The sequence below is a fragment of the Enterococcus sp. DIV0174 genome (genome assembly GCF_050529065.1).
GTDB lineage: Bacteria > Bacillota > Bacilli > Lactobacillales > Enterococcaceae > Enterococcus_B > Enterococcus_B thailandicus.
Window position 1 is genome coordinate 1,827,961 of record NZ_CP172881.1, and the last position, 23,584, is coordinate 1,851,544.

General features: G+C 36.4%; 20 protein-coding genes. 2 read left to right on the forward strand and 18 right to left on the reverse strand.

From position 1 onward, the window contains the following. Window positions 1-17: 17 nt before the first annotated feature. The 17 genes from IGJ93_RS08675 to map form a co-directional block, all read right to left on the reverse strand. Entirely contained in the window at window positions 18-1,406 is a 1,389-nt protein-coding gene (locus tag IGJ93_RS08675; protein WP_067480678.1) for a sugar transferase, read from the reverse strand. A gap of 235 nt (window positions 1,407-1,641) precedes the next feature. Continuing rightward, window positions 1,642-3,780 (reverse strand): glycosyltransferase family 2 protein, encoded by a 2,139-nt coding sequence (locus IGJ93_RS08680; RefSeq protein ID WP_430596919.1) that lies wholly within the window; start codon window positions 3,778-3,780, stop codon window positions 1,642-1,644. A gap of 35 nt (window positions 3,781-3,815) precedes the next feature. Next, entirely contained in the window at window positions 3,816-5,396 is a 1,581-nt protein-coding gene (locus tag IGJ93_RS08685) for a class I SAM-dependent methyltransferase (RefSeq protein WP_071868226.1), read from the reverse strand. After that, a complete protein-coding gene (locus tag IGJ93_RS08690) occupies window positions 5,386-6,606 on the reverse strand; it encodes an ABC transporter ATP-binding protein (RefSeq protein ID WP_067480667.1) in 1,221 nt (406 codons plus the stop codon). The genes IGJ93_RS08685 and IGJ93_RS08690 overlap by 11 nt, the downstream gene beginning before the upstream one ends. Window positions 6,607-6,617: 11 nt before the next feature. Next, window positions 6,618-7,424, reverse strand: a complete 807-nt coding sequence (locus IGJ93_RS08695) for an ABC transporter permease (protein ID WP_071868225.1) — start codon at window positions 7,422-7,424, stop codon at window positions 6,618-6,620. 248 nt (window positions 7,425-7,672) lie between these two features. Then, window positions 7,673-8,935, reverse strand: coding sequence for an EpaQ family protein (locus IGJ93_RS08700; RefSeq protein WP_095803741.1), 1,263 nt, complete (start codon window positions 8,933-8,935; stop codon window positions 7,673-7,675). A gap of 52 nt (window positions 8,936-8,987) precedes the next feature. Next, a complete protein-coding gene (locus tag IGJ93_RS08705) occupies window positions 8,988-10,988 on the reverse strand; it encodes a DUF7657 domain-containing protein (protein ID WP_218657881.1) in 2,001 nt (666 codons plus the stop codon). Window positions 10,989-11,034: 46 nt separating this feature from the next. Then, a complete protein-coding gene (gene rfbD, locus IGJ93_RS08710) occupies window positions 11,035-11,886 on the reverse strand; it encodes a dTDP-4-dehydrorhamnose reductase (RefSeq protein WP_067480659.1) in 852 nt (283 codons plus the stop codon). A 79-nt stretch (window positions 11,887-11,965) separates the two neighbouring features. After that, window positions 11,966-12,994, reverse strand: a complete 1,029-nt coding sequence (rfbB, locus tag IGJ93_RS08715) for a dTDP-glucose 4,6-dehydratase (RefSeq protein ID WP_071868223.1) — start codon at window positions 12,992-12,994, stop codon at window positions 11,966-11,968. Between the two features lie 22 nt (window positions 12,995-13,016). Next, complete coding sequence (gene rfbC / locus IGJ93_RS08720; protein ID WP_067480653.1) at window positions 13,017-13,589, reverse strand: dTDP-4-dehydrorhamnose 3,5-epimerase; 573 nt, start codon at window positions 13,587-13,589, stop codon at window positions 13,017-13,019. Window positions 13,590-13,602: 13 nt separating this feature from the next. Continuing rightward, window positions 13,603-14,469: a glucose-1-phosphate thymidylyltransferase RfbA gene (gene rfbA / locus IGJ93_RS08725; RefSeq protein WP_067480649.1), complete on the reverse strand. Its 867-nt coding sequence runs from the start codon at window positions 14,467-14,469 to the stop codon at window positions 13,603-13,605. Between the two features lie 100 nt (window positions 14,470-14,569). Then, window positions 14,570-15,277, reverse strand: a complete 708-nt coding sequence (locus IGJ93_RS08730) for a glycosyltransferase family 2 protein (protein ID WP_071868222.1) — start codon at window positions 15,275-15,277, stop codon at window positions 14,570-14,572. Window positions 15,278-15,281: 4 nt separating this feature from the next. Then, on the reverse strand, window positions 15,282-16,109 hold the full coding sequence (locus IGJ93_RS08735) for a glycosyltransferase (protein ID WP_067480645.1): 828 nt from the start codon (window positions 16,107-16,109) through the stop codon (window positions 15,282-15,284). Continuing rightward, complete coding sequence (locus tag IGJ93_RS08740) at window positions 16,109-16,909, reverse strand: glycosyltransferase family 2 protein (RefSeq protein ID WP_067480642.1); 801 nt, start codon at window positions 16,907-16,909, stop codon at window positions 16,109-16,111. The genes IGJ93_RS08735 and IGJ93_RS08740 overlap by 1 nt, the downstream gene beginning before the upstream one ends. Next, window positions 16,910-18,040 carry a glycosyltransferase family 4 protein gene (locus tag IGJ93_RS08745; protein WP_067480639.1) on the reverse strand — a complete coding sequence of 377 codons (1,131 nt, stop codon included), beginning with the start codon at window positions 18,038-18,040 and terminating at the stop codon, window positions 16,910-16,912. An 89-nt stretch (window positions 18,041-18,129) separates the two neighbouring features. Beyond that, on the reverse strand, window positions 18,130-19,053 hold the full coding sequence (locus tag IGJ93_RS08750; protein WP_067480635.1) for a YihY/virulence factor BrkB family protein: 924 nt from the start codon (window positions 19,051-19,053) through the stop codon (window positions 18,130-18,132). Window positions 19,054-19,076: 23 nt separating this feature from the next. Beyond that, window positions 19,077-19,841: a type I methionyl aminopeptidase gene (map, locus tag IGJ93_RS08755; protein ID WP_067480633.1), complete on the reverse strand. Its 765-nt coding sequence runs from the start codon at window positions 19,839-19,841 to the stop codon at window positions 19,077-19,079. A gap of 163 nt (window positions 19,842-20,004) precedes the next feature. Between map and IGJ93_RS08760 the strand changes: the two genes are divergently transcribed. Next, window positions 20,005-20,448 (forward strand): flavodoxin, encoded by a 444-nt coding sequence (locus tag IGJ93_RS08760; RefSeq protein ID WP_075491562.1) that lies wholly within the window; start codon window positions 20,005-20,007, stop codon window positions 20,446-20,448. A 300-nt stretch (window positions 20,449-20,748) separates the two neighbouring features. On the opposite strand, the gene IGJ93_RS08765 is transcribed toward IGJ93_RS08760, so the two are convergent. After that, window positions 20,749-21,321, reverse strand: a complete 573-nt coding sequence (locus tag IGJ93_RS08765) for a TetR/AcrR family transcriptional regulator (protein WP_075491563.1) — start codon at window positions 21,319-21,321, stop codon at window positions 20,749-20,751. A 260-nt stretch (window positions 21,322-21,581) separates the two neighbouring features. Here IGJ93_RS08765 and IGJ93_RS08770 point away from each other — a divergent pair, with 260 nt between their 5' ends. Further along, window positions 21,582-22,814, forward strand: coding sequence for an aminopeptidase (locus IGJ93_RS08770; protein WP_067480624.1), 1,233 nt, complete (start codon window positions 21,582-21,584; stop codon window positions 22,812-22,814). Window positions 22,815-23,584 lie beyond the last annotated feature (770 nt).

Sequence of the window (23,584 nt, forward strand, 5' to 3'; positions counted from 1 at the left end):
ATTTAAATTATCTCTATTTATCCATAAATCTTATCTTCTGGGAAATGCAGTTCTGCTAAAGAACAAGCAGCTTCTTCATCCACACCTTGTGAAGACATTTTATCGAATAAAATTTTAATTGTTTGCAATAAGATTTTCAAATCCAATAACAACGAATATTTTTTGATATATAACAAATCAAAACGCAACTTACTATTGTAGTCTGAGACATATTTCCCATAGACTTGCGCATAGCCAGTAATACCCGCACGGACATTATGACGTAAATAGTAATAAGGATTTTCTTCATTAAATTGATCAACAAAGAATGGTCGTTCTGGACGTGGACCCACGATTGACATATCGCCTTTTAAGACATTAAAGATTTGTGGTAATTCATCAAATCGTACGGCACGAATAAATTTACCAACAGGCGTTACGCGTGCGTCATTGCTTTTAGCAAGGACTGGGCCTGATTTTGATTCAGCTGTTGCGCTCATTGAACGGAATTTATAAATTGAAAATTCTTTTTGATTTTTTGTGATACGCACTTGCTTATAGATAACAGGACCTGGTGATGTTACTTTTACTAAAATCGCTGTTAATAACATAAATGGTGAAGCCAAGATCAACAAAACAAGTGAAACAAGAATATCAAATAATCGTTTGAAAAGCTCATCTTCTGGAGGGATTCTAAAACCAGATGATTCAATAATGCTTTCATCTTCAAAATTCATGATATTTGGATTGATCATGATCAAGTTTTCAAATGTTGTATTTAAAAATAATTTTTTCTCTTTCTTGGTAACCAACTGGTAGATTTTAATTTTTTCTTGTTCTTCAATTTCCGAAGCCAAGTACACAATATCGATTCCATCAATCAGTTGTTTCGTATGCTCATAAAAATGATCAACGATAACTGCTTCTACTTTATGTTTATTATTTTTCTTTGATTGGAAATTTTGAATTGCTGGTGCAACATCTTTTTCTAAACCAACAATAATCACTTTTTTGTCACTGCTGATTTTCAAGTAAAGTTTATACACCAAAATGCGATAAGTACTGACCAAAATCGTTCCGATCACAAAAGAAAGTAAGATAACTAGCCGCGGAAATGCAAACCAACGCCCAGCAAAAGTTACAATCATAATCCCAAAGGTCATCAATACTTGACCAATAACAGTTACAAAAATAATGTCGCTGATCATTCGATTATAAAAGACGTAAGCCCCTAACAAAATATTAAGAACAATAAATATAATCGAAATAAAAACTGCGGAATTCTCAAAAGTTTCAAAGTTACGCACTGGTATTTCTCCTTGAAACTTCAGTAAAAAGCTTATATAGACTGCAACGTTATAAACAATCACATCCATTAAAATAATAAATATTCTGCGAGCGGCGCTCCACTCCCCATTTTTATTCATATATACACTCCTAACCTCAGAATAATGCCTTTATCATCTTACCATAGCAAGCCTTAAAAGCCTAGCGAGTAACCAAAATGTAAAGGAAATTAAACTATTATATGCAATAAAATAGACTATTTTATCTTTTCATTTTTGTTTCTAAAATCCACACTCGGTGTCTTCATTCTTACAGGCGTGATAAATAACAAAAAGCGATGAACGTATCCAAGTTCGATACGTTCATCGCTTTTGATTAGTCTGGTCTTAGAGAAAAATCGCCAATACCTTCTTTAGTCAAATTATCATTGTAAAATGGATCGTGTGCAATGTAGCTTGGCCACTTGTCTTGCATTTTTTTGATTTCACCAGCAAAGCGTTTTTGTTTTTCTGGAGTATCTTCATATCCTCTTGATTTTGATTCAAAATGATAAAGTTCCACTTGATGTGCGTAAACATTGTTACGTCCCAGTTCATAGACTTTCAAACATAGATCAACATCATTAAATGCAACTTCTAATGTCTCGTCAAATCCGGAAACAGCATGAAAGTCCCTTGCTTTAACCATCATACAAGCTGCAGTCACTGCTAAATAATCAACATCAATCACCAAACGACCAAAATAACCGCAGTGTGTTTTATCATAATTATTTAGCGCATGTCCTGCTACGCCACCAATTCCAACAAGGACACCAGCATGTTGGGTTGTTTCATCTGGATAATACAATTTTGCACCTACACAGCCAATTCGATCAAATTGTGCATAAGAAACCATTGTCGTCATCCAGTCTGGTGCAATAACTTCAGTATCATTGTTCAAAAATAAGAAATACTTTCCACTTGCTTTTTCAGCTGCTAGATTATTGATCCGTGAGTAGTTAAACGGAATATCAATCAACTCGACAATGAAACGATCGTTTAAACGTTCTTTGTAGTTTGCAAACAATTCTTGCATTTTTGGATCCGTACTTCCATTATCTGCAATAATAATTTCATAGTTGGGATATGTTGTTTTCTCAATAATTGAATCAACACAGACTTTTAAATCTTTATACCCATTTTTAGTTGGAATAATGACACTCACTAAGTCTTCTTTAATCACGTCATACATCACTTCATAAAAACCCGAGATTCTTCCCGGACGTACTTTCCCTTTGATTCCACGACGATTCAGTGCATCAGTCAACGCTTTTACACCAGAATCATAAATATAACTTTTCGCTTCGCCACTACTTGCTGTAGAACCTGGAATCGTTCGCCAGTGATACAGAACTTTATCAATATGATAAATGTGATTTGCTGGGATTTTTTCTGTCACACGTAAAACAAGATCATAATCTTGTGAGCCCTCATACCCCTTACGAAATCCACCTAATTCTTTCACGATGCTTGTGCGATAAACACCTAGATGAGAAATATAATTGTTTCCCATTAGTGTGTCTGGTGACCAATCAGCTTTAAAATGGGGGTCAAAACGATTCCCATCAGAATCGATTTTATCTTCGTCGCTATAGATTAGATCCAGCTCAGGTCGTTCGTTCAATACCTTGGCTACTTCATATAGCGCTGAAGCTGGCAACTCGTCATCATTGTCCAACAAAGCTAAAAATTCACCCGAAGCTAATTCTAAAGCTGAATTAGTTGCTAAGCTAATATGTCCATTTTCTTGTCGAAAGACGACTTTGATTCGCTCGTCTTTTGCTTGGTAAGTTTCCAGACATTTGCGAATAGCCGGATCTGTTGAAGCATCATCACTAATGCATAGTTCCCAGTGATCATACGTTTGTCCTAGAACAGAATCAATGCATTTTTCTAACCACTTAATTTCAACATTGTAAACAGGCATAGCAATTGAAATCAATGGACGATATTCTAAGGCAGTAGCAGCTTTACGCTGTGCTTCTAAATCAACTTTTTCGTGACGAGTAATCCACTCTGCATAGTCAACTGAACCAGGTTTCAATTCTAGCTTGACGCGACGAACAGCTTTTTTTAAGCCATGTGTTCTTGCGTAATTGACACCTTTTTTCAGCAAACGTATTTGTTTTTGCCAAGAGGTCTCAAATCCATCATCGAAAGGATAACGTCCATTTAGCTTCACGGCAATTCCATTTTGGTGAGTAGTTGTCTGAAAATCTAAGATAGCTTTTCCTTTTAATTTTCCTGAAAGTCGAATTTTAAATCCGCTTTGCGTTTTGACATCTAGTTCGTATAAATGATTGATGTCCAAACGAACGACAGGCGTTGTTTCAATCAAAACTTGGCTTTTTTCTACTGTGACTGAAGGGATTTCTTTAGTTACTTCATCAATTGCCCAACCCACAATAAGTAAGTCTCCAGTAGCTCGTTCCCGAGTGATTGTATCAATAAATACAGCAATTTCTTTCTTTGTCACTGTCCAGTTACTCCTTTATCAAGTAGGCCAATGAATTACATTTCAATAATCCAAGTTTGACCATTTTCTGCTGTTACTTCAATTAAAAATGTACGTTCATGTTCACAAAGAATCTGCAATTCAAAACCGGCAGAAACATTTTCTGCAAGATTTTCAGCCTCATTCACTTCTTTGCGATAAATCGGTTTAGCATCGAAAAACGGTGATTGATCTACTGATAAATGATAAGACAATGCGTTTCGATCTGCTTGTGAGATGCCCCAACCAATAATTGTTAAAACTTTGGTTTCTTCATCCCAATGCTTTTCATCAATACATAAAGCTAACTCTTTTGCTTGAACTTTTTTAGGAGTTTCTTTTGTTCGACGAGTTTTTTTTGATTTAATTGCCCATTCATCGTTATCTAAAAGTGAGCAATAACGCGTAGTTGTTGTTTGCAAGTAATGATCAAGCTTAGCATTTTCTTCTCTAATTTGATAATTATCTTTTTCTAAATCTGCTATTTTCCCTGTCAATTCTTGATGAACAGCCATCATTGGTTGAACAGTTTCCAAGACTTCTGAGAAAGTTTGAGTAAGCTCTCCAATAAAACGATAATGGATATTCACCGTTAATTCATGTCCAGCGACATTTTTTACTGCTAATTCTGGTACGCTTTTTCCATCAAATAGATAGCAATCCCTGTTTGTTTTTAGCGCAGCATTTGAACGAATGAAATCAATTTTTTCTCCCGCAATTTCAGCAGTAAATTCAATAAAACTTGGCTGTTTTTCAAAACGGAATAACACGTTTTCAATATTTTCAGCAATTGGAAATGTCAAACGTTGGTTTTCACCAGTGTAATTGTTAATAGGAATCTGTTGACTAGTTTCTCCCTCAGCCGTTTGTTGAACCAAATCAAAGACTTTGACGTAATTTGAATTTTGTGGCTGTGCAATTTCGGGTACTGCCTGTTTTTTTAACGAGAAGAAGTATTGATAAACTTCTCCAAATGGACGCATTTTGAAGTCATATCGAACCGCTTCTGGCAAATCTTCGTAACGAGAAGAAAGCTCGGTGTCTTCTACTGCTAAGTATAAATAGTCTTCGATGTTAATCATCAAGCCAGCTTTTTCAAACACTCTTTGAAAACCCTCATGCGTATAAAATGAATTGTGTGTTTCATCTAACAAGCCATAAGAAGTCCATGGAAGTTGATTATTAAATAAATCAATCATTACAGAGTTATGAGCTAAGTTAGGGAACGTAATCAAAATTTCTCCATTTTCACTCAAAAATTCACTGACTTTTTTCAAAGTTGCGCCTGGATCAACCAAATGCTCCAAGACATCTGCAAACAAAACATAATCAAATGTTTGACCTTCAAAATAAGTGGCCCATTCAAAACTTTCAATGTCCCCATAAAAGCCATCCTGTGCAAATTCACTCACAAAATCAAATAGCTCTTTATCTAATTCGACAATGCTAACCTCACATTGCTTCGCACCAATCAAATGTTTTGTTAATCGGCCATTTCCCGGACCAAATTCTAACACTTTGCTTCCTGGTTTGATTTGAGCGGCGATTTTTCCAACACTACTTTGCTCATCTAAATCCATTTCAAAATCATATTTCATCTTTTTGACTACCTTCTTCCCATTTGTGATCCAAGATGACAATACCTTCACCAATGTATGAGCCACTAACAAATAAGTTCATATATTTTGTCTTATAAACTAACGGAACTGTAGCATTTTCTTCAAAAACTGCCACATCAAAATAATACTCACCAGCTAGTAAGCCTAGTTTTTCATATTCAAGATAAAAAACATTTTCACCTTTTTTCCAAGGAATCGTTATGTCATCCAATAATGTGTTCAAGCCACAAACATAAAAATTATCAACCGTTCGTAAAGCAATCCCCAAGACTGGCTTTTTGATTGACTCGTCTTTGACATTATAGGTAACTTTCACAAAGAGTGTCTCCCCTTGTTCAATCATATCGACCGGTTTCTTCTCTTTATCAAGCAATTCGGCACTTAGCACATCAACGATATCTGGTGCGGCATGACGTTCAACTTGATTCTTATTGCGGTCAACTGTCTTCACTGATTTTTTCTTCAAGAAGTTTTCATAATTGGTCGTAACGTCCATCGTGTCCCCGTATTCTACGACTTCACCGTTTTTCAACCAATAACTACGGTCGCAAAAACGACGAATTGAGCTAATATCATGGGATACGAATAAAATCGTTTTTCCAGAATTCTTGATTTCAGTAAATTTTTCCATACATTTCAATTGAAACTCTAAATCACCGACTGCTAATGCTTCATCAACAATCAAAATATCTGGATTCACATTGATTGCTACCGCAAATGCCAAACGGACAAACATCCCGCTTGAATAAGTTTTTACTGGTTGATAAATATGATCCCCAATATCGGCAAAATCAATGATGTCATCGACCATACCTTCAATTTCATCTCGTGAAAATCCTAAGACCATACCATTTAAAAAGATATTTTCATAGCCAGAATATTCTGGATTGAATCCAGAACCTAACTCAAGCAATGCAGAAATTTTTCCATCGATTTCCATTGTACCAGCAGAAGGTGTCAACACACCGGTAATGATTTTGAGCATCGTCGATTTTCCTGAACCATTTTCGCCAACAAAACCAATCATTTCGCCTTTTTTTATTTCAATATTAACGTTTTTCAATGCATAAAAGACATCGTGATAAGATTTTTTGAAAGGATTCAGTGCCTCACGAAAACGATCACTCGGTTTTGCGTACATATTATATGATTTGGTGATGTTTTCTAATTTAATCGCATATTCTGTCATTTCTATTCTCCTTACAGTACATCTGAAAAATGTGGTTTCAGTCTACGGAACACAGCTGAACCAACCACAAAGAATGCTAATGTAACTATCCAAAAGTATAAAGTATACATGCCATGTTCAAAGAACCACGCTTGGCTCAAGAAAGATTCACGATACCCTTGAACGATGTAATAAAGTGGATTTAATTTCAAAATTTGAACAATTGTCGGGTTAAACTGACTTGGACTCCAAAGAATTGGTAATGTCCACATAATCAATTGCAACAAAATCGTAATGAATTGTACGATATCTGGTAAAAACGGTTGGATAGATGCTGTCAACCAAGTAATCCCTGTTAGAAATGCACACATACAAAATAGATAATAAATCAGTTGTAGTGTCATAATGGTTGGGAATATTCCATGTCCAATTGTCACAACTAAGCCAATCACGATAAAAAAGAGGTGTGTGTATAAATTAGATAAAATTTTCGTACTTGGCAAGATACGAATGTTGAAAACGACCTTCTTGACTAAATACGTGTACTCTCGAAAGACTAATGTCGTTGAGGTAAATGCATCTGAGAAGAAGAACCAGGGAACCATCCCCGTAATCAGATAAACAATGAATGGATATTTACCATCAGTCATTGCAGCTTTCAAGCCGAAGCCAAAGACTAACCAGTAGATCAACACAGTGAATATCGGGTTGATGAATGCCCACATGATTCCTAAAAAAGAACCAGCATAACGTGATTTAAAGTCATTTAATGAAAACTGAATCAATAATTTTCTGTTCTGATAAATATCTTTCATAAATAAAAACAGATCTTTAAACATTTGTGTTCCTCCAAGCGATTTCTGTTAATTACAATCAACTGCCATTTTACCATATTTTTACTAGCTGACTGCGATATTATTTATTTCTTAATTTTTCTATTAAGTAACAAATACTCGACCGTTACTATTCTACAAAAGATAGTTTCTAATTGCAATCAAGCAAGGTATTACTTCATTTCTGATGCATACTTATTTTTATAAAAAAAGAGAGTGAAACAAAACTGTTTCAGCCTCTCTTTGATTACTTCTTAATGATGATACTTCTTCATCCGTGAAAATTCATTGTGATTCTCTTCTGAATTTTCGAACGACTCATCTGCTGTTTCTAATTCATCCGGTACTTTTTGCATTTCTGCTGGCTGGTCAAAGCGGTGAACACTCATTCCTAGTAATAGATAAATAATCGGAAGCCAAGCGAAAGAAGTCAAAGTATCTTCCATAAAAGATTGTGTCATTATGCCAAAGAAAGCCCAGATAAAAGTTAATTGGCCGTTCGATAAATCACCTTTTAGTGTTCTTCGACCAATAAAAATCAGTAATAAAGTAACCACGATGGCTAATCCAATCACTCCATAAAGATTCAAGAAAGAATTATAACTATTATGATTACCCAAAATTTGATTTGCTCGTTTCGTGTAAAAATAAGGTTTCATTCCTACCAACACTTGTTGCGTTTTAGCAGCCAAAGTCTGATAAAAATCTGCCCAAATTTCTTCTCTTCCAGTAAAAAGATTTACTTCTTTTGAAGCTGCCGCAAAATATGAAAGTGGTAAAGCGGCAACTGCGGTCACCGTATAAATGATAAATGGTGCGCGAGTCACTCGCATAAATGACTTAGGAATCAAGTCCAAAAGAATAAAAACGATCAATGCAACTAATGCACCTCTTGACTGACAAACCCAAATCGTGGCAAACGCTGCAACAACAGCTGGCACACTTAACAGACGAATGTACCACTTTTCAAATGAGCTAGCAAAACCACTAATTAAGAAAGCCAGTGTCATCACTGATGCGCCTATCGTGTTGGTATTGATCCAAATATCAGAAAGCTTGTTCCCTGGAGACCAGATACTTTGTCCTTCACGAATCGGAATTTCCGTAAAAACACGATAGACAGTCACTGTCAGAACAACTGAAAACAACAGCAAGAAAACAGCTCGATCTATTTTTCCAAACTCAATCCATTTTATCGACAATACAAAAGCAATAATCAACGGAATCATCATATCTGTGTAAAATGAAGCGCTTCTCACTTCCCTGAAATACGAAAAGAAGAAAAAGAACAGGAAACCAATCCCAATAAAAATAAAATCAATACCTCTTGCTTTGTAAACATTCAATAAAAACAAAACGGCTATGCCGCCCAAAATTAATTGCGAACTATTTTCATATAAAAATAGTGCAGTGTTGTTGCTTAGCCCAACGGTCCATATAAAATACAATGAACCTACTAATAGAAGCAGCCAAGCAACACTCATTTCATTAATCATTTTTCGTAGGATTTTCTGCATTTCCCCACTCTCCTGTACTAGCTTCTCTCTTTTATTTAACTGAATAACTTTGTTATTGCTGGCTAATGATTTGTCCATTGGCCGGATAATCTACTTCAAATATTCGATAGCCATCATTGTCTGGGCCATATAATTGAGTAAACTGCGCCTCATTTAATTGATTGTAGTCTGCTAAAGGTCGCTTACTTACGACATAACGTATACCAAGTTTTTCGGCATCATCAAAATTCAATGTCACAGAGAACATATCAGGTCGATCAAGGATAAACGTTGTGTCTTCCTTCGCGATAAATGCACGAGTGTGAGCATAACGATTATAATATTTCTCATAGGTTCCATCTGGATCAATGATTTTCCATGCTTTCATATCTGGATAAAAACGAACCGTATTGAATGATTTTACTCCAAGTGTTGGTGTAAAATTATACAATTCATCTTCAGATAACCATAATTGATCTGGATGTTCGTTATTGATTTTTTGAATTTCTTTCGCTAAAGTCTTTTCAAAAATAGCACCCGTTCCTTCAACAACCGGATTGACAAAAAAACCAGAAGCAACAATTAATGCTGCGAATGAAACATAAAACAAATGTCTTTGGTGAAACAAAGCAAACCCCAGCAACAATGTTCCTAGTACAACGATCCCTGTAATTTCAATCCCTGAAAAATAATTAATCATGCTAGAAGTGAAGATTGACACAGCAAACGTTCCAGCATTAACAACTAATAAGACAATTTTATACCAGGTTGGAATAACATCTTCTCGCCAAACATAGGCAATGAACCAAATCGTTAACAGACAAGCTGCAAAGCCAAAAGTTGTAAATGCACGGGATGCTGGTACATAGGAAAGAAGCGTAATTTCAGCTAATTCTTTTGGTAAGCCAACGGTGATCCAAAAAATCGCAAACAAACAAAAAACCATTAATATTCGTCCTAATAATTTCTGTTCACTGTTTTTCTTACCAAATAATACAAATGGGCTAGCCAAAAGCACAGTTGGGAAGAAATGATAGAAAAAGGCCACTTCTGAATTATTTGAAAACGTGATGTCTGTAAATGGAATCTTCCAGTTAGTCAAAAAGTAAAAGAACTTACCAAAAGTGAATTCTCCACCTGTACTGATTCGTTTTCCTGGATACAACGTTTCTAGTGAAGCCATCAGGGCATCCTTCGAAACTAGCCAAAAATGAACCATGATTCCTCCGATTATCGCTATCGCTCCGACAATCAGGACAGCATCCAATAGATCCCAAACTACTTTTTTCCTGAAATGAATCAACAGGCCAACAAAATAAAAGACGAGCAAATAACCTAACATTACTTGATGTGCTGGGTAAATGACTAAAATGAAGCCTAAGCCAAAAATAACTACCAGCAACATCATCAGGGCTCGTATCCCTTTGCGATCATGTTGATAAAAATAATGATAGAAAGCCACCATCAGTCCGACAGTGAAGAAAATCAAATCTCCCACATGTTGCATGAACCACCATTGAACAGCCGGCGCAAAGGTCAGTGCAAATGAACCAACCAATGACAATCCCTTTCGTTTTCTAGTGATGATCATCAATAATTCAAAAGACAACAAGAGCATCCCGACGATTTTCATTCCCCAGTACCAAGATAGCCCTCGATCACGTCCCAAGAAGAAAAACCCCCAGTTAAATGGCTTGCCGATAACCGTAATGTCTTTAACCGGTGAATTATAAGCAATAATCATATTTTGACCATTTAAGGAGTAATCTTCGTTGATTACTGGATAATCATTTTCTGCTTGCGAAAGATAAAATGGCGTCTGTACCAGCCATTCATCTGAGCGAACTTCACGATCTTTCCCAAACAAAACATCTGTTTCTTTCCCGTCATCTCGCTGAGAAACGTATTTATCCCACATGCCAATTGAGCTGCCATTTAAATTAAATGTGACGACTATGACAATTGCTAGTAAGCCAAACAAATAACGGAGCCTAAGCAATGAGTCAAAAATTGTCTGAGGCGCACGATTTGTTTTTTCAGTGCTATGCCGTACACTTCTCGTTTGTTTTTCCATAAAATTCCCCAATTTCTCTTTTGTTTCCTAAACTAGCAGAAACGAATTACGCTTTTGCTTCTTCAGCGGCAATCAGCATTTGTGCCAAAGCTTCTTGCCAAGTTGGAATAGAAAAACCTAATTTTTCAGCTTTCTTAAGACTCATCACAGAATATTGTGGACGTACTGCTTTTTGTGGAAATTCCGCTGATGTCACAGGTGCTACTTCCACGTCAGTATCTTTTAAGATTTCTTTCGCGAATTCATACCAAGAGCAACTGTTTTCGTTTGATAAGTGGTAAATGCCATATGGTGCTTTTTGTTCAATGACGTATACCATGAACTCGGCTAGTGTACGTGTCCATGTTGGGCGTCCAAATTGATCGTTTACAACTGTCAAACGATCGTGTGTTTCCGCCAGACGTTGCATTGTAAATACAAAATTATGGCCATAGATACCAAATACCCAAGAAGTACGGATAATATAATAATCTTCTAAAATTTCTTCGACAGCTTGTTCACCTAAAAGTTTTGTTCGACCATATTCGTTCAACGGATTAGTTGAATCATCCACTTCATATTCTGCTTGTTCTTTCTTTCCATCGAATACATAGTCTGTACTAATGTAAACCAATTTAGCATTGACCGCTTTCGCAGCAAGTGCGACATTTCTTGTACCGTCGACATTGATTTTCTCGTCTAATTCTTTGCCTTCATCCTCTGCTTTATCAACTGCAGTGTAGGCTGCACAATGAAAGATAACATCCGGTTTCAATTCGGCGATATATTCCATGGTTCCTTTTTCATCAGTAATGTCTAATTCTTTCGCATCTGTCGAAACATATGGTAGATTTTTTTCATCTAATAGATGGCGCAATTCTGTACCTAATTGGCCATTTCCTCCAGTTAATAAAAACATTGTTTTTCGCTCCTTTAAATTTGTTTGAAAAAAGAGACAGGCTAGCGCCTGCCTCACACTTTTATCTCATCAATAATTGTTATTGACCATTTTTGGCATATGCTGCTTCTACGGCTTCTTTTTCTTTTTTCCACCAGTCTTCATTTTCTTCATACCACTTGATCGTATTCGCTAAACCATCACGGAAATTCGTGAACTCTGGCTTCCAGCCAAGTTCTTCACGTAATTTAGTTGAATCAATTGCGTAACGTAAATCGTGACCCGCACGGTCTTTTACGTGATCGTACGCATCTTTTGATTGACCCATCAACTCTAAAATCAATTCCATCACTGCTTTATTGTCTTCTTCGCCATCGGCACCAATCAAATATGTTTCGCCAATTTCACCTTTTGTCAAGATTAACCAAACAGCAGATGAATGATCGTTTGTGTGAATCCAGTCACGCACATTTTTGCCGTCGCCATATAATTTAGGACGAATACCACTTAAAACGTTAGTGATTTGACGTGGGATAAATTTCTCAATGTGTTGATAAGGTCCATAATTATTTGAGCAGTTAGAAATTGTTGCACGTAAGCCAAATGAACGTACCCAGGCTTTCACTAATAAATCTGATCCCGCTTTAGTTGAAGAATAAGGACTAGAAGGATTGTATGGTGTTTCAGCTGTAAATTTTTCGCCTGGACCATCACCATGTCCTGGTAAATCTTCTCTTAATGGTAAATCGCCATACACTTCATCCGTTGAAACATGATGATAACGCACATCATATTTTCGACAAGCTTCCAATAAAGTATATGTCCCAATAATATTGGTTTGAACAAATGGAAATGGATCTTTTAATGAATTATCGTTATGTGATTCAGCTGCATAATGAACAACTGCATCTGCGTCTTTCACTAGACGATCAACTAATGGTGCATCAGCAATATCGCCCACCACAAGCTCTACCCGATCACTTGGTAATCCCGCTAAATTTTCTTTGTTTCCAGCATAAGTTAATTTATCTAAAACAGTTACATGAACTTCCGGATGGTTTTGTACGACATAGTGCACAAAATTTGAACCGATAAATCCAGCGCCACCTGTTACAATGATATTTTTCATTAAAATGGTTCTCCTTTAAAGTTTAAATTTCGCCATAAACGAATGGATTTTCTGCTTCAAATTCTTTTAACGTTGGATGGTTATGATCCTTTTCTGACATAATTGCTTTACTGATGTCAATTGGCCACTCAATAGCTAACTCAGGATCATCAAAAGCAATTCCGCCATCTGCAGCAGCGTCATAATAGTTATCGCATTTGTAAAGGAAGTTGACATCTGGTGTCAGCGTAACGAAACCATGCGCATATCCTTTAGGAACAAGTAGTTGACGGTGGTTATGTTCGGATAAAATAAAGCCGTCCCATTGTCCATAAGTTGGGCTGCCTTTACGAATATCAACGACCACATCTAAAACTGCTCCAGTGACTACACGAATCAATTTTGTTTGAGCAGATTCTCCTTTTTGAAAGTGTAAGCCACGTAGCACGCCGGCTTCAGCAGATAAAGAGTGATTATCTTGAACAAAGTCATAAGTCAACCCATGTTCTTCAAATTTTGCTTTTGAATAGCTCTCAGTAAAAAAGCCACGGTGATCACCAAAAACATCCATTTCGATAATCTTGACATCTGTTAATTTTGTATCAGTTACTTTCATGTTGTCAGACTCCCTATTCAGCGGCCAAAGCTAATAAATATTGACCGTATTGATTTTTTTTCAATGGTTGCGCTAATGCAAACAATTGTTCTTTCGTAATGTAGCCCATGCGATAAGCAATTTCTTCTAAACAAGCTACTTTTAAATTTTGACGTTTTTCAATGGTTTCAATAAATGTTGAAGCTTCAAGTAGTGATTCGTGTGTACCAGTATCTAACCAAGCAAACCCACGTCCCATCAATTCAACAGATAAAGTTCCTTTTTCTAGGTATGCTTTATTGACATCTGTGATTTCTAATTCACCACGTTCAGATGGTTTAATGTCTTTTGCAATTGAAATGACATCGTTATCGTAGAAATAAAGACCTGTAACAGCATAATTTGATTTTGGTTGAGTTGGTTTTTCCTCGATTGACAAAGCATTCATGTTCTCATCAAATTCAACAACTCCAAAGCGTTCAGGGTCATTTACATGATACCCAAACACCGTTGCGCCACTTTCTTTTGCTGCAGCGCGCTGCAACATTTTAGATAGACCGCCACCATAGTAGATATTATCGCCTAAAACTAAGCAGACACTGTCATCGCCAATAAATTCTTCACCAATGATAAAAGCTTGTGCTAAACCATCAGGACTTTCTTGAACTGCATACTCAATTTGAATCCCCAAGTCATGCCCGTCCCCAAATAATTCTTCGAAACGAGGTGTATCTTGTGGTGTTGAAATAATCAAGATTTCTTTAATTCCAGCCAACATCAATGTTGACATTGGATAATAAATCATTGGTTTGTCGTAAATCGGCATCAACTGTTTTGAAGTTGCCTTTGTCAATGGGTACAAGCGTGTTCCGCTTCCCCCAGCAAGAATAATTCCCTTCATGGCTTTAAGCGCTCCTTTTTTCAAATTTCACTTTGTTATTATCTCATCAATCCAAACATTTGTCATGAGCTATTTGGCATTTAATACTTTTTTATTAAACTTAGTGTCGCTGCCACTTTCTTTTTAGGTAGGACACCAATAAATGAAATCGCCACGCCAATTTTTGTTGAAAACTGGAATGCGTTTGGATCTCACTTGCGTTCAAGTCGTGGCGTCGATACAACGTCAACGGTTCGCGAATAAATCCGACCTGATTTCCACCTAATAAACCAATCCACATATCGTGCATAGGTACATCATCTGGAATTGGTAAGATTTTAGGCTTCAGACTCGAACGAAAGGCCATACCAGCTCCAATATAATGACTACGGACAAAGTTATTCAACCATCCTTCTTTTGAATGCCGATAAGTAAAATAAGAGGGATAAATGGTTTTAAGATCCTCGTCCACAATCACCAAGTCCGAAACAACAACTTGCCTTTTCGGATGGGCTGCAAAATCAGCCGTTATCCTTTTCACTTTATTGTCTAACCAAACATCATCTTGGTCAGCCAAAAAAATGATTTCCCCATTTGCTTGTTCAATTGCATGAGCAAAATTTTGAATCAGTCCACGTTGAGGTCCTTTTAATAGTTTAATACGTGAATCTTGTTGTGCGTATTCCAGCAAAATATTCCAAGTGCTGTCAACTGAACCATCATCAGAGATAACTAACTCATCGGTTGTAGAAAGCTGTCGTAAAATGCTATTTAATTGTTCTCTCAGATATTTTTCGCCATTAAATGTGGCCATGCAAACAGATCGCAAAAACTTACACCTTCCCCATCTCAACATAAACTCGCAAGGTTAAACGCCAAATTTTTCGGTTCTTCACTGTCAAAAATTGTTTAATGCTTCTTAACAGCAGCTGCTTACGATGCTTTTTCCAATGAATTTGATCGTACTCGCGATAAAATTTTGTTTCGGCAGCTAAAATCGATTCATATCTTGTTGTCGATACTTTTTCATAATTGAGCACAGATAAGTCATGCTCCAAGCGGATTGGTAAAATTTCAATTTTTTTGTGAAGTTGATAAACTTTCCAAAAAAACCAATGATCTAAAAAATCTAAAGAAAAAGCAGGATTAAACCCGCCAATTGTTTGTAAAAATGAGATTGAAAAAACTGTTCCCGAATTGATTGCCATCACTCGTTGCTCCGTCAGCCCTACTTCAGAAACTGCTCGATAGGTACGATTAACATACTGATCGGCATAAACAGGTGAAATTTGTTGCCCTTGATCAAAAATCATCGGTACAGCAACAACACAGTCATCTGAAAATTCAACCTGACTGATTTGCTCCAAATAGCTTTCATTTAAGACAGTATCTTGATCCAACGTAATCAGTCGTTGAATCGTGGGTTGAGCTTGCGACAGTGCATAGTTGTATGCTACTGCCAATCCCGGATTTTGCGCATCATGATAGTAATTCACGAACTTTTTTTCAAACAATGAATGGTGTTGCTCCGTTGGACTGTTATCAAAAATAACGAGTTGGATTTTTTGATCCACCACAGCTTGTGATAATAGAGCAAAAGAAGGTGTTTTTTCTATGGGTTGCTGATACAATACGACAACAACTAAATTAGTTGGTTTCATTAGAAAAAACGCCACCCCCACTTATGGAAAAATTTTGCCATCGAAGACATAAAAATTCGGAATAATTTAAAATTACGATGTGCACCTTTTCCATATAAATGAACGACTGAGTGCGTTGGGGTATACAGTAATTTGTAACCCGCTTGTTCAAATTTCAAACACAAATCATTGTCTTCAAAGTACATAAAATAGCGAGAATCAAATCCTGCAACTTCAGTAAACTTCACTGTGTCAACGACCATGAAACTCCCAGAAATCATACGAACATAACTATTTTGATTTAGCGGAAGATCCCTGCACTCAAACTTAGCCAATCGTTTATCAAACAACTTTTTCACCCATTTAAAGGGAATGAAACGCAGCATATAATCAAAAACATCTAGGCGTTCACGAATCAAATATTGAATAGAACCATCCTCGTTTAAAATCTTAGGTGCTAGCATCGCACATTCAGGGTGGTCAACCAGTAACTCAACAACTTCGGTAATTGTTTGCTCGTCTACCAAAATATCCGGATTAAAAATAACAGCATAGCGATACTTGCTGTTCAACAGATTTTGATTATGTCCGTAACCAAAACCACTGTTTTCCTGATGAAAGTTAATGTGTAGATAAGGATAGTGTAAATACTCCTTCAATTTAGCCTGATATTCAGGCGAGGAGTTATTATCAAAAATAATGATCTCAATTGCTGGTTTTTCACCAATGGTTGCAATCAAGGTATCTAATGTACGAAAAATCTTTTGACTATTTGCGGTCACTATACTGATTAGGACCGGCTGTTCTAATTTTTTATTCATCTAATGATGGTCCCATTTCTTCAAATATTTCTGCAGTACTTGCGTACGATATTCTTTATTTCCCAAAAATCGTAAAGTTTTCAAAATAAATTGATGTTTCTCACCAATCAACCCGATTAACTCCAGTAACAAAATAATCGCAAATAACATTACTAGTACCAGAACAATTGTCCCGACCTGACCAGCATAATTCATGATCATTGCTGTGAAAGAAAACATTAATGCCATCGCATAAATCGCCAAAACTGCTCCTTTGTGTGTGAAGCCTAAGCTTAATAAGCGGTGATGCAAATGCTTTTTATCCGCAGTTGAAAAAGATACTCGGTTTGCCTTGCGACGAACGATTGCAAAAAAAGTATCCGTTACTGGAACACCCAAAACAATCAATAAAGAAATTGATGAAACAAACGTTACATTTTTTAACCCTTGTAAAGATAAAACAGCCAACATAAACCCTAAAAATAATGCACCTGTATCCCCCAAATAAATCTTAGCAGGATAAAAATTATACGGGAAGAAGCCGATGATACTCGCTACTAAACAGAAAATAACAATTGGAATATACACAGTGGATGAATGCAAAAAGAAATACCCAATGATTCCAATTGTAGTCAACCCAATAAGTGATACTCCCGCAGCCAACCCATCCAATCCATCAATCAAATTCACGGCATTCGTAATACCGAAAATCCAAAAGATTGTTACTGGAAAGCTTAACCATCCGAGTTCAAAATGGCCAAAAAATGGTAAAGTAAACGAGTCGATATGAATACCTGCTAAAAAGTAGATAACAAGTGAAGCGAATAAGATCCCGACACTCTTTTGTTTTGGTGTCAACTCAAATCGATCATCTAATACCCCTGTAATGATAATAATCAACGCTGCTAATAAAATTGGTACAATATAAAATCTTGGAATAATATCATGAAACAAAATCAACGTTGAAATAACAAAAGATATAAAAATTGGCAACCCTCCGGCACTTGGCATCGGTACTGTATTGATTCTTCGCGCGTTCGGTTTATCGACCATTCCTGTTTGGACAGAAATTATTTTAAATATTGGTGTTAAAATCAACGATAATACTATCGTTAGAAAAAACCTAACGACCATACTAAACGAAACAAGCATCTGGACACCTACTTTAACTTGAGAGTTTTCCCGTTATTATAAAACACTACTAATAGTTTACAATAAGTCGAGTAAAAGAACGTAAGAATTTACGTTTTTTTATTAGAAATTTTATTTTTTATTTTTTCAACCCAACGATTAAGCGGGCCTTTACGACGTGTCGCCTGACTCCCCAATACATACTCTTGAACAACCGCATTAATGATTCCACCAAGAATGACAATCGTGGCAGCAAAGTTCAACCACAGCATCAAAACGATGAAACTTCCAATGATTTGATAACCGCTGACACGTGAAGCAAAATACTTCGCATAGATCCCAAAGACCTGCGACAACAACATCCAGCCAACCGTGGCAAAGATTGTTCCAGGCAAAATCGTTTTTAACTTCAATTGCGCATTAGGCACAATCAAATAAATCAAAAATAAAATCACAAATAGCGCAACTAATGTTACAGGCCATTTCAAAGCTTGGAACTGATCAATCAAATGTAGCGGAAACTGAAAAATCGGTTGAATTGCTTCAAGAATCAAGTTTCCTAGCCCTAAGACGATTGTCACCCCACCTATTGCAACCATAAATAAGACAATGACCACTAATGAAACAAGGCGGACAATCAAAAAGTTCTTTCGATTGTCCACACCATAGGCTTTATTCATTGCAATTTGTAATGCGTTGATACTTTGACTTGCTGACCAAAGCGCAGCTAATGCAGAAATTGAAAGCAATCCGCCAGAGCTTTGCGTCAGTAGATCTTTGATTGCAGGGCCAATAAATTGGTAAATCGTTTCAGGCATAACCTCTCGAACATAAGTTAACACTGTATTTGGATCAATATTCAAAAAAGGCAATACGTTGCCAAATGCAATAATCAGCGGAAACAACGATAACAACAAGTAATAAGCAACAACCACAGAAGTTGTTCCAATTTCCGAATCATTCATTCGCTTTTGCGTTGTTTCGATAAATCGCATAAAATCCTTATTTTCTTTAATTTTCTGCCAAATCCCCATTTATTTCCCCTATACTTTTGTTATTAGTATGTGCCTTCTTCACCTTGTGACGTTAAAATTTTTGGACCGTCTTTCGTAATCGCCAAAGTATGTTCATACTGACAAGATAACCCACCATCACGCGTATATGCAGTCCAGCCATTTGGGTCCATTTTCATCTTCCAAGTTCCGGTATTGACCATTGGTTCGATGGTAATGACCATGCCTTCTTTCAATCGAAGTCCTTTACCTGCTTCACCATAATGAGGGACAGCTGGTTCTTCATGAATCGTTGGACCAACGCCATGACCGATGAAATCGCGGACAACAGATAAGTTTTCAGATTCAACATAGGTTTGGATTGCATGACCAATATCTCCAATGCGATTGCCGACTTTCGCTTGTTCAATCCCAAGGTATAATGCTTTTTTTGTTACTTCCATTAAATGATCGATTTCAGGTGTTGATTCGCCAACGACATACGCCCAACAAGAATCAGAAATGCCACCTTTTAAATCAATACACATATCAACTTTAACTAAATCGCCACTTTCTAGTGGTTTTTTGCGAGGAAATCCATGACAAATTTCATCGTTAATACTAATACATGTCGCATATTCGTAACCTTCAAAGCCGATTTGGGCAGCAATTCCACCGTGGCTTTCAATATAATTTCTGACAAAAACTTCAATATCCCAGCTTGTAATACCAGGCTTGATAAAATCGCGTAAGTTTTTATGCACGTCTGCTAATAAGGCGCCAGACTCTGCCATTGTTTCAATTTCACGTGCTGATTTTAATGTAATCATTCTCTCGTCTCCTTTTTACAAATCGTTCTCATTTTACCATAGTTACCAACGTTTAGCCAAATCACAGTTATCATCTCATCGAGTTCTATTTTCTTTTTTACGCATGGTTTGGTATAATTCTTACGTATTAAGTTAAAATCGTTGATAAATTAGGAGGCAAATCATGACTTTAGCAAAAATCGTTTATGCAAGCATGACCGGCAATACTGAAGAAATTGCTGATATTGTAGCAGAAGCTTTTGAAAATTTAGATATTGATGTAGAAATCAATGAATGTACCCAAGTAGATGCAGATGAATTTGAAGACGCAGACATTTGTGTTGTCGCAACCTATACATATGGTGATGGTGAACTACCAGATGAGATTGTTGATTTTTACGAAGACTTGCAAGAAGTTGACCTTGAAGGAAAAATTTATGGCGTTTGTGGTTCTGGCGATACATTTTATGATGAATTTTGTAAATCTGTAGATGACTTTGATGCTGTCTTTGCCAAAACGGGGGCAACAAAAGGAGCAGAAAATGTCAAAGTGGACTTGAACGCTGAAGAAGAAGACATCGAAAATCTTGAAGCCTTTGCCAAAGCACTTGTCGCTAAAGCAAACTAGTTTCAACTACTCAAATATATGTAAGAAAACCGCTAAAAATCACTGTTTGATTTTTAGCGGTTTTTAGATTTACCGATTTTTTCTACTTACTCGTTACGCACTAAAAACAATAAAGAGTCTGGGACAAAACCAAAAATTCAGCTATTCTTACTACATTTTTTAATTAAGAAAAGCCTAAAATCAGCGTTTTAAAAAACGAATTTTAGGCTTTTTTTCTGTTTAGGCTTCTTTTGTCCAAGCTCTTTTTCAAAAAATGATTCAACTAGCTTATGTAAAAACAATGTACAGCATGAAGTCACACTAATAATTTACCTTGATTGGTTCTTCCTGTACAAGAATTGCATCGATACTATCTTGAATCAATTTTTCAATTTGAGCATCAGTTGGGTGAATAATTCCTGAAGACATCAATGCAGCAATCCCAGTTGCGACGATCCAAGTACCATTATGAAGTGATTCGATTTGTTCTTTTGATAAATTTGCATATGCAGCATCTTGTTTGACTGCATTCGTGAAATAATTATAAGAAAATTCTTGCATCTCTTCCCCTCCACCATACTCTTCCAAGTATAAAGAACGATACAATTTTTTCTCACGATTGGCAAAATGAATGTAATTGTACGCTAAATCAATGATTTTATGCCCTGTGTGTTCAACTGGAAAAACTTCATTGCTTAGATAACTATAAATTTGTTCAAATAACTCTGTTTTTAAATCATCCATATTTTTGAATTCCAAATAAATTGGCTGTGTCGAACATTTCATTTTACTGGCAATATTTCTTGCAGTAAATCTTGAAAAACCCTCTGTAGCAACCACTTCATACGCAGCAGCTAAAATCTGCTCTCTGGTAATCGTCTTTTTTCTTGCCATAATTTTTTAATCTCCTCAAAAATTATTTATAACGCTTCCACCTATTGGTTATTTTAATTGTAACACGTTTTTTTTGATATGCAAAATTTGTTTTTTTACTCTTCGTCCACCCTTTTATCACAGGAATACTCTTGGTTTCCGTTTTTATAAAAATCATAAAATCCAACATATCCATTCCTTATTTACTAATTGTTTCTACTATTAATAAATGTTATCATATTACTGGTTATTAAATCAAATAATGAGGGGGAGTAATATACATGTTAGCAAATTTTAATAAATACCTTGAGAAATATGCACGTCTAATCACTGAAACTGGTGTCAATGTTTCAGCAGGACAAACCGTTGTTCTACAAATCAGCGTTGACCAAGCACCATTAGCACGTCTGATTACACAGGAAGCCTACCAATTAGGGGCTGCGGAAGTCATCGTACAATGGACAGACGATACTATTCAAAAAGAATTTTTAACTCATGCTGCAACAGACCGTATCGAAAATGTCCCACAATACAAAATCGACCAAACAAATGACTGGGTAGAAAAAGGGGCTAGTCGAATTAGCGTCGTTTCTGCTGACCCGGATTCTCTAGCTGGTGTTGATGGCGATCGTGTAGCAAGTTATCAAAGCGCTGTTGGTAAAGCAATGATCAATTTACGTAAAGCAACTCAAGCAAACAAAGTAAGTTGGACAGTCGTCGCTGCTGCTGGCAAACAATGGGCAGCCAAAGTGTTTCCTGATTTACCTGAGTCCGAACAAGTCGATGCACTTTGGGACGAAATTTTCAAAACTACTCGCATTTATGAAGAAGATCCTGTACGCGCATGGAAAAATCACGATGAAAAATTAGCGAAAAAAGCAAATGAATTAAATCAAGAACAATTTACTGCTTTACACTATATCGCACCAGGAACTGACTTAATTATTGGTCTACCGAAAAACCATTTATGGGAAGGTGCTGGCAGCTTGAACGCACGCAACGAAAAATTCATGGCAAACATGCCTACTGAAGAAGTTTTCACAGCTCCTGACAGTCGTCGTGTAGATGGATTTATTTCTAGCACGAAACCTTTAAGCTATGCTGGAACAATCATCGAAGGAATGAAATTTACCTTCAAAGATGGAAAAGTGATTGACTTCTCTGCTGAAAAAGGCGAAGAAGTTTTAGCAAAACTATTAGACACAGATGAAGGCGCACGTCATTTAGGTGAAGTTGCTCTTGTTCCAGATCCGTCACCCATTTCCCAATCTGGTATTATTTTCTTCAACACCTTATTTGATGAAAATGCTTCAAATCACTTGGCACTTGGTTCGGCTTACGCATTCAGCTTGAAAGGCGGAACAGAAATGACCGAAGAACAACTAGCTGATGCCGGCTTGAACCGTAGCCAAACCCACGTAGACTTCATGGTTGGTTCTAATCAAATGGATATAGACGGTATTCGCGAAGATGGTTCAACTGTTCCAATCTTTAGAAATGGTGATTGGGCATAGTTTTTTCCAGTAATAGCTCTTACATTACATGTGCTATTCAATACAAAGACCTCAACCAATAATAGTATCTGGTTGAGGTCTTTCTTTTTGAAAACAGTCACAGCAACATTGCTTTAAAACTATTACGTTAGCCACAGTATCTTAACACGGAGATCAAGAAAATAAACTACCAAAAAAATTGCTTTCATTTAAACAACTTTGATAATGACAAAACGTTGTACTGATTCTTTTTTACTTCAACGGAGACATCTAAATTTGACTATCATTATAGGTTGGTTAGCTACTTGCTTCATCTAGTGCATGAATCATAAGATATCCTTTTTATTGAAAAGTCTACATATCTTCTACATATCTTAAATACATTGTGATAATCCACACCCTTACTTGCTTTATAAAGATACTTTACTAACCAATCTCGAAACACCCATGCTTCAAAATTCATTTAGTCATTTTGTATGCTCAAGAAATCCTAGCTATTGGTAGCGCTTTTCGTGTGTTATATTAAATTTTCGTTTATACTTAAAATGGCGCTGATCTGACAGTACAAACATGAAAAATGATTTTGTTAATTTATTCATTTTTTACTATCTTCCTGTAGTACTTATACTTCCACCATGGAAACCCCCGTCAGGATTTTGATAATCACTTATTCAATTCAAAAAATTGATAACCATTTTTATTATGTTAACAACCTAAAAGAGTTTAATGTCTCGGTTAAGAATATAATTTAAACTAAAAAAGTCCACGCGGCAACGTGGACTAAAACCTTA